The organism is Hymenobacter persicinus (assembly GCF_004167665.1).
GTDB lineage: Bacteria > Bacteroidota > Bacteroidia > Cytophagales > Hymenobacteraceae > Hymenobacter > Hymenobacter persicinus.
The window spans coordinates 42,976-58,574 of sequence record NZ_SEWE01000011.1 but is presented as its reverse complement, the minus strand read 5'-3'; the positions used below and the strand labels follow the sequence as shown (position 1 = coordinate 58,574).

The 15,599-nt window shown below is 63.5% G+C and carries 20 protein-coding genes; 12 read left to right on the top strand and 8 right to left on the bottom strand.

The genetic code is table 11. The annotated features are described in order from the left end of the window. Positions 1 to 30: 30 nt before the first annotated feature. The 6 genes from EWM57_RS07365 (at position 31) to EWM57_RS07340 (ending at position 4,411) form a co-directional block, all read left to right on the top strand. The gene (locus tag EWM57_RS07365) at positions 31 to 429 is read left to right on the top strand and encodes a DUF4783 domain-containing protein (protein ID WP_129920496.1); all 399 of its coding nucleotides are present in this window, start codon (positions 31 to 33) and stop codon (positions 427 to 429) included. Between the two features lie 144 nt (positions 430 to 573). Beyond that, complete coding sequence (nadC, locus tag EWM57_RS07360) at positions 574 to 1,434, top strand: carboxylating nicotinate-nucleotide diphosphorylase (RefSeq protein WP_129920495.1); 861 nt, start codon at positions 574 to 576, stop codon at positions 1,432 to 1,434. A gap of 44 nt (positions 1,435 to 1,478) precedes the next feature. Next, positions 1,479 to 2,129 carry a hypothetical protein gene (locus EWM57_RS07355; protein ID WP_129920494.1) on the top strand — a complete coding sequence of 217 codons (651 nt, stop codon included), beginning with the start codon at positions 1,479 to 1,481 and terminating at the stop codon, positions 2,127 to 2,129. 151 nt (positions 2,130 to 2,280) lie between these two features. Continuing rightward, positions 2,281 to 2,679 carry a hypothetical protein gene (locus tag EWM57_RS07350; protein ID WP_129920493.1) on the top strand — a complete coding sequence of 133 codons (399 nt, stop codon included), beginning with the start codon at positions 2,281 to 2,283 and terminating at the stop codon, positions 2,677 to 2,679. A 204-nt stretch (positions 2,680 to 2,883) separates the two neighbouring features. Beyond that, complete coding sequence (locus tag EWM57_RS07345) at positions 2,884 to 3,624, top strand: class I SAM-dependent methyltransferase (RefSeq protein ID WP_129920492.1); 741 nt, start codon at positions 2,884 to 2,886, stop codon at positions 3,622 to 3,624. A 49-nt stretch (positions 3,625 to 3,673) separates the two neighbouring features. Then, positions 3,674 to 4,411, top strand: a complete 738-nt coding sequence (locus EWM57_RS07340) for a ZIP family metal transporter (RefSeq protein WP_129920491.1) — start codon at positions 3,674 to 3,676, stop codon at positions 4,409 to 4,411. A 7-nt stretch (positions 4,412 to 4,418) separates the two neighbouring features. On the opposite strand, the gene EWM57_RS07335 is transcribed toward EWM57_RS07340, so the two are convergent. Both EWM57_RS07335 and EWM57_RS07330 read right to left on the bottom strand, forming a co-directional pair. Beyond that, positions 4,419 to 4,745: a chaperone modulator CbpM gene (locus tag EWM57_RS07335; RefSeq protein WP_129920490.1), complete on the bottom strand. Its 327-nt coding sequence runs from the start codon at positions 4,743 to 4,745 to the stop codon at positions 4,419 to 4,421. Between the two features lie 57 nt (positions 4,746 to 4,802). Next, complete coding sequence (locus tag EWM57_RS07330; protein ID WP_129920489.1) at positions 4,803 to 5,726, bottom strand: DnaJ C-terminal domain-containing protein; 924 nt, start codon at positions 5,724 to 5,726, stop codon at positions 4,803 to 4,805. A gap of 314 nt (positions 5,727 to 6,040) precedes the next feature. Here EWM57_RS07330 and EWM57_RS07325 point away from each other — a divergent pair, with 314 nt between their 5' ends. Beyond that, positions 6,041 to 6,457 carry a DUF6799 domain-containing protein gene (locus EWM57_RS07325; protein WP_129920488.1) on the top strand — a complete coding sequence of 139 codons (417 nt, stop codon included), beginning with the start codon at positions 6,041 to 6,043 and terminating at the stop codon, positions 6,455 to 6,457. 59 nt (positions 6,458 to 6,516) lie between these two features. On the opposite strand, the gene EWM57_RS07320 is transcribed toward EWM57_RS07325, so the two are convergent. The 3 genes from EWM57_RS07320 to EWM57_RS07310 are packed head-to-tail and all read right to left on the bottom strand — an operon-like array spanning position 6,517 to position 8,020. After that, complete coding sequence (locus EWM57_RS07320; RefSeq protein WP_129920487.1) at positions 6,517 to 6,723, bottom strand: hypothetical protein; 207 nt, start codon at positions 6,721 to 6,723, stop codon at positions 6,517 to 6,519. A gap of 52 nt (positions 6,724 to 6,775) precedes the next feature. Further along, entirely contained in the window at positions 6,776 to 7,162 is a 387-nt protein-coding gene (locus tag EWM57_RS07315) for a septal ring lytic transglycosylase RlpA family protein (RefSeq protein WP_129920486.1), read from the bottom strand. A gap of 21 nt (positions 7,163 to 7,183) precedes the next feature. After that, on the bottom strand, positions 7,184 to 8,020 hold the full coding sequence (locus tag EWM57_RS07310; RefSeq protein WP_129920485.1) for a glycoside hydrolase family 25 protein: 837 nt from the start codon (positions 8,018 to 8,020) through the stop codon (positions 7,184 to 7,186). 148 nt (positions 8,021 to 8,168) lie between these two features. Between EWM57_RS07310 and EWM57_RS07305 the strand changes: the two genes are divergently transcribed. Together EWM57_RS07305 and EWM57_RS07300 are read left to right on the top strand one after the other, a co-directional pair. Next, positions 8,169 to 8,432: a VF530 family protein gene (locus tag EWM57_RS07305; protein WP_129920484.1), complete on the top strand. Its 264-nt coding sequence runs from the start codon at positions 8,169 to 8,171 to the stop codon at positions 8,430 to 8,432. Between the two features lie 116 nt (positions 8,433 to 8,548). Beyond that, entirely contained in the window at positions 8,549 to 8,872 is a 324-nt protein-coding gene (locus tag EWM57_RS07300; protein ID WP_129920483.1) for a hypothetical protein, read from the top strand. A 98-nt stretch (positions 8,873 to 8,970) separates the two neighbouring features. On the opposite strand, the gene EWM57_RS07295 is transcribed toward EWM57_RS07300, so the two are convergent. Further along, a complete protein-coding gene (locus EWM57_RS07295) occupies positions 8,971 to 9,354 on the bottom strand; it encodes an Hsp20/alpha crystallin family protein (protein ID WP_129920482.1) in 384 nt (127 codons plus the stop codon). 245 nt (positions 9,355 to 9,599) lie between these two features. Between EWM57_RS07295 and EWM57_RS07290 the strand changes: the two genes are divergently transcribed. Continuing rightward, positions 9,600 to 10,370 carry a PPK2 family polyphosphate kinase gene (locus EWM57_RS07290; protein WP_129920481.1) on the top strand — a complete coding sequence of 257 codons (771 nt, stop codon included), beginning with the start codon at positions 9,600 to 9,602 and terminating at the stop codon, positions 10,368 to 10,370. Positions 10,371 to 10,407: 37 nt separating this feature from the next. On the opposite strand, the gene EWM57_RS07285 is transcribed toward EWM57_RS07290, so the two are convergent. Both EWM57_RS07285 and EWM57_RS07280 read right to left on the bottom strand, forming a co-directional pair. Then, positions 10,408 to 11,421, bottom strand: a complete 1,014-nt coding sequence (locus EWM57_RS07285) for a Gfo/Idh/MocA family protein (RefSeq protein ID WP_129920480.1) — start codon at positions 11,419 to 11,421, stop codon at positions 10,408 to 10,410. A 37-nt stretch (positions 11,422 to 11,458) separates the two neighbouring features. Continuing rightward, positions 11,459 to 12,064: a porin family protein gene (locus tag EWM57_RS07280; RefSeq protein WP_129920479.1), complete on the bottom strand. Its 606-nt coding sequence runs from the start codon at positions 12,062 to 12,064 to the stop codon at positions 11,459 to 11,461. Positions 12,065 to 12,238: 174 nt separating this feature from the next. Here EWM57_RS07280 and EWM57_RS07275 point away from each other — a divergent pair, with 174 nt between their 5' ends. Further along, positions 12,239 to 13,321: an NADH:flavin oxidoreductase/NADH oxidase gene (locus EWM57_RS07275; RefSeq protein WP_129920478.1), complete on the top strand. Its 1,083-nt coding sequence runs from the start codon at positions 12,239 to 12,241 to the stop codon at positions 13,319 to 13,321. 124 nt (positions 13,322 to 13,445) lie between these two features. Then, entirely contained in the window at positions 13,446 to 15,539 is a 2,094-nt protein-coding gene (locus EWM57_RS07270; protein WP_129920477.1) for a M13 family metallopeptidase, read from the top strand. Positions 15,540 to 15,599: the final 60 nt, after the last annotated feature.

Below are 15,599 nucleotides of genomic sequence, written 5' to 3'. Positions count from 1 at the left end.
TGAACAGCATGATGCATTCCCTACTCTAGTATGAAACGTAACCTTCTTCACGCATTGGCCATTATTTGGCTGGTGCTTCTCTCCGCCACGGTCCACGCTCAGGGTGAAGGCTTCACCCCGGTGCGCAACGCCATCCGGGGAGGCTCTTCCAAAGAGCTGGCCCAGTACTTCGGCTCCACGGTGGAGCTGAGCTTCGATGGCGACAAGCAGAGCTACAGCGCCACGCAGGCCGAGTTTGTGATGAAAGACTTTTTCGCCAAAAACTCCCCCGCCGGCTTCGACTTCGTCCACTACGGCGGCAGCACCGAGGGCACGCCCTACGCCGTGGGCAAGTACGTGAGCAAGAGCGGAGCCTACCGGATGTTCGTCAAGATGAAATCGGCGCAGGGCAACCTGGTTATCGATACCATCGACTTCACCAAGGAATAACCCCTTGCCTGCTAACGCGCTACAGTAACCATTTGAAAAAAAACTACTTACTGCAGCTGGCTTTCCCCGAAGCGTAGCTCCTGAATTTGATGTTCCCTGAAAAAGGCTCCGGCGCAAGTCGGGGCCTTTTTCTATTTTTGCACCGTGCAAAACGCCCCCTACCTCACCCCGGAAGCCCTCACCACCTTTATCCGCACGGCCCTGGCCGAAGATATCGGCGACGGCGACCATTCCTCGCTGGCCTCCATTCCCGCCGATGCCCGCAACCGTGCCCACCTGCTGGTGAAAAGCGAAGGCGTGCTGGCCGGCGTCGCGCTGGCTCACTTAATCTTCCGCGAAGTTGATGCCGACCTGCGCGTGACGGAGCTGCTGGCCGACGGCAGCCGCGTCCGGCACGGCGATATTGCCTTCACCGTGGAGGGTCGGGCCCAGAGCATCCTGACCGCCGAACGGCTGGTGCTCAACTGCATGCAGCGCATGAGCGCCATTGCCACCTACACGGCCCACCTGACCAGCCTGCTGGCCGGTACCAACGCCAAGCTGCTCGACACCCGCAAGACCACGCCCAACTTCCGCATCTGCGAGAAGTGGGCCGTACTCATCGGCGGGGGCGTAAACCACCGCTACGGCCTCTTCGACGGCATCATCCTCAAAGATAACCACGTCGACTACGCCGGGGGCATCCGGGCGGCCATCGACGCGACCCACGCCTACCTGACCCGCACGGGTAAGAACCTGCCCATCGTGGTGGAAACCCGCACGCTGGCCGAGGTGCAGCAGGTCCTCGAAACCGGGGGCATCACCCGCATCATGCTCGACAACATGGCCCCGACCATGCTGCGCGAGGCCGTGACGCTGGTAGCCGGCCGCTTCCCCACCGAGGCCTCCGGTGGCATCACCGAGCAGACCATTGCCGAAGTGGCCAGCACCGGCGTCGACTTCATTTCGGTGGGCGCCCTGACGCACTCCGTGAAAAGCCTGGACCTGAGCCTGAAGGCCTATTAGCCGCCGGTAATTCCAGGGTAAAAATTTGACAACCAACCAGTAGAATGCAACAACCCAATCAGCGTGGTGGCTACCGCCAGGCGCAAGGCCAGGGCCCGAGCCCGATGGCTATCCGAACCAAAAAGTACCAGCTCAGCACCGACACGTACACCCGCATGGCCATGGCCCAGGTGTGGAAAAAGGAGTGGTGGTACGCGCTTATTCCCTTCGCCGTGGGGCTGCTGCCGGCGGCCATCTGGCCCTCGTGGTGGTGGCTGATTCTGGCCCTGGTGCTCACGCTGCTCTACGTGCTGCTGCGCTCAGCCCAGATTACGGGCGTGGCCCAGATGGAGCAGAGCAAAGCCCTGTTTGAGCGTATGAACTACGAAATCGACAACCGGCAGATCCTGCTGCGCCTGAACGAGACCAAGGGCATGGGCCTAACCTGGGACATGATTGGCAAGGCCCGCCGCGACGCCGATGCCTACCTGCTCTGGCTGCAGCCCCCCACCGAGGCCACGCAGCTGCCGGGCTTCAAAGGCTGGCTGGGTCGCACCTTTACCGTGCCCGTGTTCCTGCACATTCCGCTGCGCATCTTCAACTCGCCCAACGACATCAAGCTGTTTGATTCGATGCTGCGGCGCAAAAACCTGCTGCCCGCCCAGGATGCCGCGGCTGCTCCAGCTCCGGCGGCCGGTACCCCGCCGGCGGCGTAACTTTTCGCCCCGGGGGCCGGTATCAGCTTTAGCGCAAGGAATATCCGGCCCGACGCGCGACGTTTGTCGTTCCCTGTTTACTTTTGGGCCCTACTTGTCCGTGGGGCCCGTCGTTGCGGCCGCCCGGCTGCCCTTTCAACTGCTCACGATTATGACCAAGAATCTTCTGCTCTCCGGCCTCGCCCTGGCTACGCTGGCCCTGAATGCTTGCAGCAGCGAGCCTTCCGACTACCGCCCCGACAAAAAAGTATCGGTAGACATGGTAGCGCCCGGCACCCGTTCCGACGAAGGCTATGCCCAAGCCGAGCGCGGCACGGCCGAAGAGCCCAACCAGGCCAAAGGTGGCGCCATTGCCCACCCCATCAGCAACAACGGCCCCGTTGACGAAACCGACGTGGACGTACACAACAAGCCTTCGGCCGAAAAGGCCATGAGCGCCAACGCCGAAGAAGTGGAAACCAGCAAGAAAGGCTCTGACGCCGCCAAAGTACAGGCCGAGCCCCACGCCATGCCCAAAGGCACGACCGGCGGTCAGCTGAAGGAAGAATAGCCCTTAGTGCGCTGCTTAGCTGCGCCAAACTGCCTCCAACGACCTGTTGGGGGCAGTTTGCGTTTTAGCCCCATCGCCGCCTTTCGGCTGACGCCAGCATTTGTTTGCCTACATTTGTAACATTGTTGCAAGAAGTGGGTTAACGCTAGCTCATCCTGGCCGCGGCCGCGGCCGCGGCCGGGGCTGTTCGCTTTATTTTCTCTGATGCCCGCACCCGCCACCGAATGGTTTAGCACCTGGTTTGATTCGCCCTACTACCACCGGCTGTACCGCGACCGAAATCAGCAGGAAGCCCGGGACTTTATCGATGCGCTGCTGCGCCATCTGCATCCCAAGCCCACGGCGCGGCTGCTGGATCTGGCCTGCGGCAAAGGGCGGCACGCCATCTACCTAAGCGAGCAGGGCTACGACGTGACCGGGGTTGACTTGTCGCCGGAAAGCATCGTCTACGCCCGGCAGTTTGCCCACGCGCACCTGCACTTCGAGGTGCACGACATGCGCGACCATCTGCCCTGGGGCCCCTTCGACTTGATCTTCAACCTGTTTACCAGCTTTGGCTATTTTGCCGAAGAGGCCGAAAACGTGGTGGCTTTGCAGTCGGCGGCGGCGGCGCTGCGGCCGGGCGGCAAGCTAGTCATCGACTTCATGAACACCGAGCGCACGGTGGCGGAGCTGGTAAGCCACGAGGAGAAAACCGTGGACGGCACCCGCTTCCAGCTACGCCGCCACCTCGACCGAGACTTTATCGTGAAGGAAATCCGCTTCACTGACGAGCAGGGGCAGCCTCAACTCTACGAGGAGCGGGTGCGCGCCCTGCGCCGGGAACAGTTCGAGGAGTACTTCCAGATGGCGGGCCTGCGCCTGGCCGAAATCCTGGGGGACTACCAGCTGAACCCCTACGACGAGGCCAGCAGCCCCCGAATGATTTTTGTGCTCAAAAAATAAGCGGCTGCCGCTGCGAATTTCTGCCTACCTGATTATTGCCGTACCCGCTATGTGGTTTGCCGTACTGATGCTGTTTTTAACCGTGCTGGGCGCCGGCTGGCTTACCCGCCTCGTGCCCACGGCCCGCACGGCCTGGATGAAGCCCTTGCTGGCCTTCAGCGGGGCGTATCTCTTTACGCTCACCGTGACTCACCTGCTGCCCGAGGCATTGGCGCTGGCGCCGGCAGCCACCCACCGGGTGGGCTACTACGTGCTGGCCGGCTTTTTCGGGCAGCTGATTCTGGAGGTGTTTTCCCAGGGCGTCGAGCACGGGCACGTGCACCACGATACCAGCCACGCGGGCCGGGTGCCGTTTATGCTGCTGTTTTCCCTGGTCATCCACTCGTTTCTGGAAGGCAGCATTCTGGTCAAGTCCCCGCAGGTGGGCATCGTGAGCCAGGACTTTTACGCCATCCTGACGGGCGTGGCACTGCACCACATCCCGGCCGCCTTTGCCCTGATGGCGGCCCTGCTGCTGCGCCTGAACAGCTTCCGGCGGGCCTTGCCCTATCTGGTGCTGTTTGCCCTGGCGGCCCCGGCCGGCATTGTGGTGAGCAACTACGTGGTGCTGGAGCAGCTGCTTACCGGCGGCCTGTATGCGGCTTTGCTGGGGCTGGTGGCCGGCAACTTCCTGCACGTTTCGACCACCATTCTGTTTGAAACCAGCCCCGAGCACCGCCTCAACTGGCCCAAGCTGGCCGCCACCCTGGCCGGCTGCGCCCTGGCTTTGGCCGTGGATATCGTGTAGCGCTGGCTTAGCTTTCGGGGTCGAGGACGGGACCGGAGCCGCGCAGGTAGCGCTCCAGCTGGGCCGTGCGGGCCGTCTGGCGGGCCAGGGCTTCCTGCATCTCGAGCAGGCGCTGGCGCATGGCCAGCACGATGTCGATGGCCTCTTTGCTGATGCCCAGCTCGTGGTGGAGGCGGGCCAGGCGCACGAGGTGGTCGGGCTCAGCCTGGATGGTTTCGGGCAGCTCAGCCGGACTCAGCAAACCCAGGTCGACAAACTCGTGCACGTCGGTTTCGCTCAGGCCGTAGCGCGTGGCGTAATCCCGAACGGTGATGGTGATGAGGTGCGTAGCCATGATGGGGCAGAAAAATGAACGAAACCCGGGCCGGAGCGCTGCCCGCCCGGATCAGGATTATTCAGGGCGCAAAGCCGCCAGCTGCTGAAACAGCTCTTTTTCCTGGTCGGTCAGGTGCTGGGGCAAAGTCAGGTTCAGGCGTAGGTACAGGTCGCCGACCTGGTCGGGGTGCTGGTAGCGGGGAAAGCCCTTGCCGCGCAGCCGTAGCCGGGTGCCGTTGGCCGTGTCGGGCTTGATCTTGATTTTCACCGGCCCCGACAGCGTGTCAACGACCTGCTCACCGCCGAGCACGGCTTTGTAGATGCTCACGGGCACGTCCATGGTCAGGTCGTTGCCGGTGCGGGTGTAGCGCGCGTCGGGCTGCAGGCGCAGCGTGATGTAGAGCGAGCCGGCCGGTCCGCCGTTGCGACCCGGGCCGCCCTGGTCGCGCAGCCGGATGGTCTGGCCGTCTTCCACGCCCGGCTTGATGTTGATGCGCAGGCTTTTGCCGTTCACGGTGAGCGTGCGGGGCCCCCCGCGGTAAGCATCTTCGAGCGTCAACTCCAGCTCGGCCTGATAGTCTTGCCCGGCGCCGGGGCGCTGCCCGCCCGCGCGCTGCCCGCCGCCCATGCCGCCGAAGATGGAGCTGAAAAAGTCGGAGAAGTCGGCGCCGCCGAACGGGTCGCCGCCCCCGCCCCCGAAGCCGCCTTGGCCCTGACCGGCGTACTGCGACCAATCGAAGCCGCCCTGGCCGCGGCCCCCGCCGCCCTGCTGGTAGCGCTGGTAGTCAGCACCGAGCTGGTCATATTTGCGGCGCTTGTCTTCGTCGCTGAGCACCTCGTTGGCCTCATTCACCTCCTTGAACTTCTGCTCGGCCTTGGGGTCGTTGGGGTTCACGTCGGGGTGATGCTGGCGGGCCAGTTTGCGGTAGGCCTTTTTGATCTGGTCGGTCGTGGCATTTTTATCCACGCCCAGAATCTTGTAGTAGTCTTTGTAATCCACGGGAAGTGAACGTTGGGGCTGAGTGCTAAGGTGATACGCAAGAAGCCGACCGTTTGGTCAGCCGGCGAGCCGTCCCGGGCTGGAAAGCCCGCGGGCCGAAACCCGGCCGCCAGAGCAGTAAGCTAAACGGTAAGCGGCGGCTCTTGACGCAACAACATTAGAAAAAGCCTTGCGTAACGAAACAAAAAAGCTGGTTTTTATCAACGCAGCCGCGGCGCAAGAGGTTGTTGGAGCGCGGGCGAACTTTTAGTCGACAATTTGTATTTTACAGGCCTTCGCACGTTCAACTCACTTCCCACTCAATACCCGTTCCCATGAAAGCAACTGTTTCTCTTTTTGCCGCCCTGCTGCTGTCGGGCGCTGCTCTGACGGCCCAGGCCCAGACCAAACTGCCCCCGCGCAAGCCCGTGGCGCCTCGCCAGAAAGTAGTGATTAAGGAAGGCGCGGCCACCATGAAGGATGGCTTGGTGATGAAGGAGGGTAAAGTGCTCTACACCCAGCAAGGGCAAACCAACCCCGTAAGCCAGCCAGTGACGCTGGTCAACGGTACCAAAATCATGGCCGACGGCACCGTGACGATGGCCGACGGTACTTCCACCATGCTCAAGGAGGGCGACATGATGTCCCTGAGCGGCCGCATGACCACGATGGCCATGAAAGCCGAGCAGGACAGCCTGATGATGGCCGCCAAAAGCGGTAAGAAGGGTAAGATGAAAATGAAGAGCAAGTAATACTGGCTCTTTACCAACCCATTGACGAGGCCCGGAGCACTGCTCCGGGCCTCGCTTTTTTAGGGGCGGATGGCGGGCTTGGTGTAGTCCTGCCAGATGGCCTGCACCTCGGCCTCGTCGCGGGCTTCCACCACCTCATCGATGACGAACTGCACTTCGGCCTCTGACCAGCCTTCGTCCTCGGCGGCCTGCACAAACCCGCTCAGGGCAGCAAACCGGTCGGCGTGGGCGGGCGGGGACCATTGGACTTTCTTGCGGATTCTCATGGGGAGCAGCGGCTTGGGAAAAGGAAGTACTACGGGAAGCGCGGCCAGGGCGTTAGCGGCGGGCGCCGGCGGCCTTCACCACTTTCAGCTTCACCGGCGCCAGCCCATCGACGAGGCCAATCTTACGGGCGGCTTTTTTCGACAGGTCGATAACCCGGCCCTTGGCGTGCGGCCCCCGGTCATTGACTTTCACCTTCACCGACTTGTGGGTGCGCTCATTGGTCACGCGCACCACCGTGCCGAAGGGCAGCGTGTTGTGGGCGGCCGTGAGCTTGCTGGGGCGGTAGATTTCGCCGCTGGTGGTGGCGCGGCCGTCAAACTTATCGGCATAGAAGGAGGCAATGCCGCTCTGGGTGAAGGCGCTCCGGCTGCCGCCGCAGCTGAAAAGGCCCAGGCCGGGCAGAACCACAAAAGCAAGGCGAAGCAGAGTGCGGGTCATAGGCGAAAGGAATGGCGGGCTCTATTCGGGACGGCGGGCGGGCTTGGACGCCGGAATGCGCAGGGCCAGCAGGTTTTCGAAATTGCCCTGAAAAACGTTGAAGTCGACGGTGCCGCGGATGCCGGGCACGTAGGCCTCGTCGCTGTGCTGCCAGATAATCCACTTCTCGCGCGGCAGCTGCGGACTATCGACTTCGTAATGCGCCAGCCAGAGCGGATACTCGTCGAAGTGTCCGGCCAGGTAGCGTTTGTAGAAGCTGTAGTTGGAGTACAGGATGGGCCGCACCCCGTAATGACGCTCCACGAGCCGCAGCCAGGTGGCCACGTTGCGGCGCATCACGGCCACGTCGTGAAACTGGGGGGCTTCCACGTCGAGCACCGGGGGCAGGTCGCCGGCCGCCAGTGGCACGGTGCGGGCAAACAGGTTGGCCTGCTGGGTGCCGTCGTAGTTGGGCTGGAAGTAATGGTAGGCCCCGCAGTAGACGCCGGCTTTGCGGGCCGCCCGCCAGTTGGCGCTGAAGCGCGCGTCGCGGAGCGTGACGCCCTCGGTGGCCTTGATAAAGGCGAAGCGCACCCGGTGGCTGGCCACCAGCGGCCAGTCGATGCGCCCTTGGTAGGCCGACACGTCGATGCCGTGCACGGAGTAGCCGGCCAGCAGGGGCGTTTTTTCGCGGCCCGTGAGGTGACCCAGGGTGAACGTGGCGTAGGCCCGGCGGGCGTAGCGGTTGATTTGGCGGCGGTAGCGGCCGTAGCCCAGCAGCAAGACCAGCACCAGCAGCAGTGCCAGCAGCCCCAGGGGGCGGCGCCACGCGGCCGGGGCGGGGCGGGGGGCGGCACGTTTGGTTGGTTTTTTCAGCATAGCCATCATCCCAAAGGTAACGCACAATGTGGGGGGCAACGTACCCTCGTCGCCGTAAAAGCTGGCACCGTTCGGAAAAAAGTCCCCGCAAAAGCGCCTTTCCCGGGCTTTTACCGACCTTTGGCTTCATCTACCTTCCGGCTTCCTTATGCCTACTTCTGCCGACGCCCGCGACGAGTCCGGGCACCTGATTCGCGAATTGCACGGCGTCACGCTAGCCCAGATTCTGGAGTATCTAGTGGCCCGCTACGGCTGGCCGGGCCTCGATGAGCGAATCCGCATCAACTGCTTTTCGGTGAATCCGAGCGTCAAGTCCAGCCTGACCTTTCTGCGCCGCACACCCTGGGCCCGGGCCAAGGTGGACGAGCTCTATATCCAGACCCGCACGGCGGAAGTGCTGGGGAAAAAATGAAATAGTGAACTTGGGACGTGGTGAGCTGCCGTGCGGTTGGCGCAGATGGTGCAGAGCTGCGCCGTCAGCACATCAACTCCTCATTTCATAACTTCACCATCTCACTATTTCACCTTATGGCGGATGCTTCTTCCAAATCCGGGCCCCTGGCGCTGCTGGCGGGACTAGGCTGCTTTCTGGCTTTCGAGGTTGGCGCGTATTATCTGCTCAAGGCGGCCACCGCCGGCTTGGGCATGGCCGACCAGAATCAGCCCGAGAATACCATTGTCAGCAACTGGGTGAAGACGGTGGTATTTCTGCTGCTGCACCTGACCTTGGTGGTGGTGGCCGTGCTGGTGCTCAGCAACCGCCTGCCGCGCCACTACCGCGGGCAAGTAATGGGTTGGTTTTACCTAGCTCTGGTCACGGGCTTCTTTCTGCTGATTCCGCTGTTTGGCTAAGCCTGCCCGCCGGGCAATAAAAAAGCCACTGGGATAAGCAGTGGCTTGGGTGAGACAAAACGAGTCGGTCGGCCCCGACGGTATGAACGGGCGGCGGCTTAGCGCTGCTTGATGTTGATTTCGCGCGGCTGGGTGGCCGAATCCTGGTAGGGAATGCGCACCCGCAGCTCCTGGCCTTCGTGCACGGCGTCAATCCGGGCCAAGTCCAGGTTTGGCGGCAGCGTCAGGGTTTGGCTGAACAGCGGCGCGCCGAGCTGGTCTTCGGGCTGGTGCCGGTACTCGCAGTACACGGTCAGGTCGCTGTTGTTGAGCACAACGTGGAAGTTTTCGGGGCGCACCGAGGGAGCCGCGACCCGAATCACCACACCCTTCGCGCCCTTGTCCACCCGCAGTACGGCCTGCGCAATACCGCCACCCACCGTGTTGAGCAGGTCGAGTTGCGGGGCAATGTTGCGAATGAATTCTTTGCTGATAAGATTCATGGTTGGGTTCCTTTCTTGAGTACGATGGGGGTAAATCAAACGCTGTACCAACCTGATTCCAGCTTCTTCTCCCGCTAAAAGGAGCCACTATGTCCGATTTGAGCGGCTTAATAAGAAGCTTATAGTCATAATGGCCGGTTTTTGCCCTGGGGCACTAGCCGAAGCAGGAAGTAATGGCCCGTTGGTTCGGCCGGTATCAAGGGCGGGCCGTACATAGTCTGATCCTCCTTTTACCACTGCTGACTATGCCTTCCGCTGACTCTTTCGACCTGCTCAAAACTTCGGCCCGCGCCCCCCACGATGTGCACAAAGACGACACCAAGCGCGAAACCCGCCGCCTGGGACAAGAGCTGGTAGGCCTGCAAAACCGCCTCTACGCCGAAAACAAGCGCAGCGTGCTCGTGGTGCTGCAGGGCATGGACGCCAGCGGCAAGGACGGGCTGATTCGCACGGTCTTCAGCGGCCTCAATCCCCAGGGTGTGCGGGTGCAGTCGTTCAAGGAGCCCACCGACGAGGAGCTGGCCCACGATTTTCTCTGGCGCGTTCATCAGCATACCCCGCGCCACGGCATGATTCAGGTATTCAACCGCTCCCACTACGAGGATGTACTGGTGACCCGGGTGCTGGGGCTGGTCAATGCCGAGGAGGCCCGGCGGCGCTTTACGGCCATCAACGCCTTCGAAAAGCTGCTTCAGCAGGCCGGCACCACCGTGCTCAAGTTTTACCTGCACGTGTCGGAAAAGGAGCAGCGGGAGCGGCTGCAGGAGCGGGTGGAAGATCCCAGCAAGCAGTGGAAATACTCGGCCGAAGATGCGGGCAAGGCCAACCAGTGGCCCGAGTACCGCGCCGTGTACGAGGATGTGTTCCAGCATTGCAGCCCCCAAAGCTGCCCCTGGCAGGTGGTGCCCGCCGACCAGAACTGGTACAAAGCCCACCTCGTGACCCGGGCCCTGCGCGACGCGCTGGTGGCGCTGGACCCGCAGTTTCCGGCCACCAAGCTCGACCGGCCCCGGTAGGAGCTTCTTCGTAGGAGGCACCCAAAGAACTTCAAGGCTAGTCCGGGGCCTGCTCGAGCAGCTCGTTTTGCCAGCGCAGCTCGTCCTCCCGAATCGGGTAGGGCGCGCCGTGACGAATGGTTTGGTACACGGCCTCGAATAGCCCGGTGTAGTCGCCCTTGGGAGCCGGGTAGGGCGCAGTGGTGAGGGTGGCATCGGCGGCCAACGTCAGGGAGCCCGGCTCCTGGTCGAGGCCGTACTCCGGGGCCTGCGGCGACATGCCGCCCAGCAGCTGGCTTTCCTGCACATCGCTGCGGGTCTTGACGAAGCTGCCCCGGGTGCCGTGCAGCACAAACGACGGCAGGGGCTGGGCAATGAGCAGGCCGCTGGTTACGAACACGTTCAGGCCTTCAGCGTACTGCAAGTGATACGTGAAATAGTCGTCGACCTGGGAGCCGGGCCGGTAGCTGCCGGTGGTTTTGCGGCTCCGCACCGGGCGGCCAAACAGGCTCAGAACTTGGTCGAGCAGGTGGGGACCCAGGTCGTAGAGCAGGCCGCTACCGGGCACGGGGTCTTCCTTGAACGTTTTGAAGTGCAGAGCGGGCTTGAACCGGTCGAAGCGGAAGTTCACCTCAATCAGCTGGCCCAGTTGCCCGCTTTCCACCACCTGGCGCACGGCCCGAAAGTCGGAGTCCCAGCGGCGGTTTTGGTAGGCTAGCAGGTGGCGGTTTTGTGCCCGGGCCAGGGCGTGCAGCTCCTCAAACTCGGCGACGGACGTGGCCACGGGCTTTTCGAGCAGCACGTGCTTGCCGGCCCGCAGCGCCAGCCGAGTCAGCTCGGCGTGGGTGTTGTTGGGCGTGTTGACCACCACCAGTTCCACGGCTGGGTCGGCCAGCAGCTCGGCCACCGAGTCGTAGCTAACGACGGCCGGGTACGTGAGGTGGGCTTCCTTGCGGCTGCGCTCCACGAGGGCGCGCAGCTGAAAGCCGGGGTGGGTGGTCAGGAAGGGGGCCTGAAAAACCTTGCCCGACATGCCGTAAGCCAGCAGGCCGGTTTGTATGGGAGTGCTCATAGCAGGGAATACGCAAAAAGCCGGCGCCGGGCAGGAGTTACTTGCTTCCGAACAGGTAGCCCACCGACAGCTGCCCGCCGCGGTTGTACAGGCCACTTGCGCCCAGGCGCTGGCGGAAAGCCCGCTCGGCCGGGTCGTTGTTGATGCCGGTCAGGCCGTAGAGCAGGCGCGCATCCAGCACCAGGCCGCCGCTCGTTTCCAGGCCTACGCCCCCCACCAGGGCACCTTCCAGGGTTTTGTAGCCTTCCTTATTACCGACGAGCAAGCCCAGCTGCGGCCCCACGTTCACGTAAAAGACGTTGCCAATGTACTGGCGCAGCAGCACCGGCACATTCATATAAGGCAGGGAGATGGTGCCGCTGGCGGAAGTCGGGCTGGAGGCCGCCGAGGCATCTTCGAGCTTGGTGCCCTGGGCGCTGAGCTGGGCCTCCACCTGCACGGCGAAGCCCTGGCTCGACGGCTTCAGGCGCAGCATGGTGCCCAGCACGAAGGAGGTGCGGGGGCGCGGGGTGGCGTTGATAACCCCGCTGAAGGTGGAGAACGTAGCGCCGGCCTTCAGACCCAGCCGGGTGCCGCCGGGCGTTTGCGCGGTAGCGGTGCCGGCGGCCAGCAGCAGGGCAGTAAACAGGGTAACATTCTTCATCGGGGAATAGCATAAGGGGTAAAAACTGCCGCAAGGATAGCGGTTTTATCGTCGACCGGGAACCGGGCTGGCCCAACTTCGGCCGCCGCCGGGCAAACCCTGGCCCCGGACCGGGAGTTTACTGCAATTCCCGGCCGCCCGGCCGGCGGCTCCTTCTCACGCACCGTCTATCATATGTCCAGCCTCTTCTCGCCGCTGACCCTGCGCGGCCTTACCCTGAAAAACCGCCTTGTCGTATCCCCCATGTGCATGTACAGCAGCCAGGATGGCTTTGCCAACGACTGGCACCTAGTGCATCTGGGCAGCCGGGCCGTGGGTGGTGCCGGCCTCATCATCACCGAAGCCGCCGCCGTGGCACCCGAGGGCCGCATCACCCCCGACGACCTCGGCATCTGGAAGGATGAGCACGTGCCCGGCCTGCGGCGCATCACCGAGTTTGTCCGGGCCCAGGGCGCGGCCATTGGCATTCAGCTGGCCCACGCCGGCCGCAAGGCCAGCACCTACACGTCCTGGAAAGGCGAGGGCCAGGTGCCCGAAAGCGAGGGCGGCTGGACCACGGTAGCGCCCAGCGCCGAGGCGTTTGCGGCCAACTACCCCAGGCCGGTCGCACTGGATCAGGCCGGGTTGCGGCAAGTGGTGGCCGACTTCCGCGCCGCGGCACTCCGGGCCCTGGAGGCCGGCTTTCAGCTCGTTGAAGTGCACGCGGCTCACGGCTACCTGCTCCACGAGTTTCTGTCCCCGCTCAGCAACCACCGCACCGACGAGTATGGGGGCTCGTTTGAAAACCGGATTCGGCTGCTGCTGGAAGTCGTGGAAGCCACCCGCGCCGCCTGGCCCGCCGAACTGCCGCTGCTAGTGCGCATTTCGGCTACCGACTGGACCGAGGGGGGCTGGACCGCCGACGAATCCGTGGCCCTGGCCCGGGAGCTGCACGCCCGCGGAGTGGACTTGCTGGACTGCTCCACCGGCGGCAACGTGCCCGCGGCGACAATTCCGGTGGGGCCGCTCTACCAAGTGCCGTTTGCGGAGAAGGTGAAAAAAGAAACCGGCCTTCGCACCGGGGCCGTGGGCCTGATTACCACCGCCGCCGAAGCCGAGGCCCTCATCACCAACGGCCAGGCCGACCTAGTGCTGCTGGCCCGGGAGTTCCTGCGCAATCCGTACTTTCCCCTGCACGCCGCCTTTGAGCTGGGCGAGGAAGTCGCCTGGCCCGACCAGTACGCCCGGGCCAAGCCCCGGCAGCGGACCGCAAAATAGCCGACCTTAACGCCGCTGCCGGGCGCTCCGCCCGAATGCAGCCTTTTGCTTTGCCGCCGGTCTTTGCGGGAAACCTATTGCCCGCCCTCATTTTTATTTCGCTTTGAAGAAAAACACGTCCCCTTTGTCCCGGCTTCTGACGACGGCCTCCCTGCTGACGCTGGCGGGCTGCGCCACGAGCCAGCCGGCTTCCCAAACCGCTGCCGCCGCCTCGACGCCGGCGGCCCCGGTGGCGGCGGCACCCGTGCTGCCCGGCGTAGGCCTCAACCCCAACGACCTGGACCGCTCCGTGTCGCCCTGCGACGACTTCTACCAGTATTCGGGCGGCAACTGGCTGCGCAACAACCCGCTGCCGGGGTACGCCACCCGCTGGGGGCCGCGCAACCTGCTCGGGGAGCGGACCCAATTGCTGCTGCGCCAGATCCTGGAAGATGCCGCCGCTAACCCCGCTGCGCCCAAGGGCAGCAACCCCCAGAAAGTCGGAGATTACTACGCGGCCGGCATGGATACCGTCGCCATTGAGGCCGCGGGCCTGAAGTACTTGCAGCCCGAACTGGCCCGTATTGCCGCCGTAAAGGATGCCAAGAGCCTGACCGACGTCATGGCCCGGCAGCTCATGCTCGGTACCGGCGCCTTTTTCCGCGGGGCGGTGGAGGTCGACGAGAAAAACTCTACCGCTTACACCATCGGCCTTTCCCAGGGCGGCCTGACGTTGCCCGACCGGGACTACTACTTCAAGGACGACGCCCGCACCCAGACCATCCGGACGGCCTACCGGCAGTACCTGACCAACCTGTTTGGCTTGCTCGGCGACAATGCCACCACGGCCCGCAAGAACGCGGCCACCGTGGAGCGCATCGAAACGCGGCTGGCCAAGGCTTCCCGCTCCCGCGTGGAGTTGCGCGACCCCCAGGCCAACTACAACAAGATGCCGCTGGCTACGGCCCAGCAGCGCTTTCCCAACCTGAACCTCCCCCGCCTGCTCACCGACGTTGACCTGGCCAAAGCTCAGGAAGTGAACGTGGGGCAGCCGGCCTTCTTTGCCGAGCTCAGCAACACGCTTAAGGCCGAGCCCCTGGCCGATCTGAAAACATACATGCGCTGGCACCTGGTGCGCTCCGTAGCCGGGGCCCTGCCCAAGGCCTACGTCGATGAGTCGTTCCGCTTTGCCCAGGTACTCACCGGCGCCAAGCAGCAAACCACCCGCTGGAAGCGCCTGCTGGCTTCCACCGACAACACCCTGGGCGAGGCTTTTGGCCAACTCTACGTCGACAAGGCGTTTTCGCCCGCGGCCAAGGCCAAGGCCCTGGAAATGGTGGCCAACATCAAGGAAAGCATGGCCGACCATATCCAGACCAACACCTGGATGAGCGACGCCACCAAGGCCGAAGCCCTCAAGAAGCTGAACGCCCTGCGGGTGAAAGTCGGCTACCCCGACGTGTGGAAGGACTACTCGGCGCTGACCATCACCCGGGACTCGTACGTGAAAAACCTGCTGGCCGCCCGCGAGTGGGACTACCGCCAGAACGCCAAAAAGTACGGCGGCCCCATTGACCGCAACGAGTGGGGCATGACGCCCTCGACCATCAATGCCTACTACAACCCGCCGATGAACGAAATCGTGTTTCCGGCCGGGTACTTGCAGCCCCCGTTCTTCGACCCCAACGCCGACGATGCCGTCAACTACGGCGCCATTGGCGGGGTGATGGGCCACGAAATGACCCACGGCTTCGACGACCAGGGCCGGCAGTACGACTCTCAGGGCAACCTGCGCGACTGGTGGACCAAGGCCGACGGCGAAGAATTCACCAAGCGCGCCGCCATCGTGGGCCGGCAGTACGACGCCTTCTCGCCCCTGGACTCGGTGCACGTGAACGGCAAGCTGACCATGGGCGAAAACCTGGCGGACTTCGCCGGCCTAACGGTAGTGTACGGGGCCCTGGAAAAGCAGCTCCAGAAAAAGTACGGCGCCAACCCGCGTCCGCTCTACGACGGCTTCACGCCCGAGCAGCGCTTTTTCCTAAGCTGGGCCCAGCTGCGGCGCTCCAACATCCGCCCTGAAGCCCTGCGCCAGCAGATTCTCACCGACCCACACTCCCCCGACCAGTACCGCACCATCGGCCCGCTGATGAACATGCCCCAGTTCTACGAGGCTTTCGGCTGCCAGCCCGGCCAGAAGATGGTGCGCACCGACGCTGACCGGGCTAAAATCTGGTAGTACCCGCCGGGAACCCCTTCGCGGCTTTCCGGCTTTGCAGTAGTACTTCGTCATTTCCTG

Excerpts from the sequence above, each read along its gene's own strand:
- EWM57_RS07365 (WP_129920496.1), top strand. The coding sequence starts at position 31 with ATGAAACGTAACCTTCTTCACGCATTGGCCATTATTTGGCTGGTGCTT.
- EWM57_RS07355 (WP_129920494.1), top strand. The coding sequence starts at position 1,479 with ATGCAACAACCCAATCAGCGTGGTGGCTACCGCCAGGCGCAAGGCCAG.
- EWM57_RS07350 (WP_129920493.1), top strand. The coding sequence starts at position 2,281 with ATGACCAAGAATCTTCTGCTCTCCGGCCTCGCCCTGGCTACGCTGGCC.
- EWM57_RS07345 (WP_129920492.1), top strand. The coding sequence starts at position 2,884 with ATGCCCGCACCCGCCACCGAATGGTTTAGCACCTGGTTTGATTCGCCC.
- EWM57_RS07340 (WP_129920491.1), top strand. The coding sequence starts at position 3,674 with ATGTGGTTTGCCGTACTGATGCTGTTTTTAACCGTGCTGGGCGCCGGC.
- EWM57_RS07335 (WP_129920490.1), bottom strand. The coding sequence starts at position 4,745 with ATGGCTACGCACCTCATCACCATCACCGTTCGGGATTACGCCACGCGC.
- EWM57_RS07325 (WP_129920488.1), top strand. The coding sequence starts at position 6,041 with ATGAAAGCAACTGTTTCTCTTTTTGCCGCCCTGCTGCTGTCGGGCGCT.
- EWM57_RS07320 (WP_129920487.1), bottom strand. The coding sequence starts at position 6,723 with ATGAGAATCCGCAAGAAAGTCCAATGGTCCCCGCCCGCCCACGCCGAC.
- EWM57_RS07315 (WP_129920486.1), bottom strand. The coding sequence starts at position 7,162 with ATGACCCGCACTCTGCTTCGCCTTGCTTTTGTGGTTCTGCCCGGCCTG.
- EWM57_RS07310 (WP_129920485.1), bottom strand. The coding sequence starts at position 8,020 with ATGCTGAAAAAACCAACCAAACGTGCCGCCCCCCGCCCCGCCCCGGCC.
- EWM57_RS07305 (WP_129920484.1), top strand. The coding sequence starts at position 8,169 with ATGCCTACTTCTGCCGACGCCCGCGACGAGTCCGGGCACCTGATTCGC.
- EWM57_RS07300 (WP_129920483.1), top strand. The coding sequence starts at position 8,549 with ATGGCGGATGCTTCTTCCAAATCCGGGCCCCTGGCGCTGCTGGCGGGA.
- EWM57_RS07295 (WP_129920482.1), bottom strand. The coding sequence starts at position 9,354 with ATGAATCTTATCAGCAAAGAATTCATTCGCAACATTGCCCCGCAACTC.
- EWM57_RS07290 (WP_129920481.1), top strand. The coding sequence starts at position 9,600 with ATGCCTTCCGCTGACTCTTTCGACCTGCTCAAAACTTCGGCCCGCGCC.
- EWM57_RS07285 (WP_129920480.1), bottom strand. The coding sequence starts at position 11,421 with ATGAGCACTCCCATACAAACCGGCCTGCTGGCTTACGGCATGTCGGGC.
- EWM57_RS07280 (WP_129920479.1), bottom strand. The coding sequence starts at position 12,064 with ATGAAGAATGTTACCCTGTTTACTGCCCTGCTGCTGGCCGCCGGCACC.
- EWM57_RS07275 (WP_129920478.1), top strand. The coding sequence starts at position 12,239 with ATGTCCAGCCTCTTCTCGCCGCTGACCCTGCGCGGCCTTACCCTGAAA.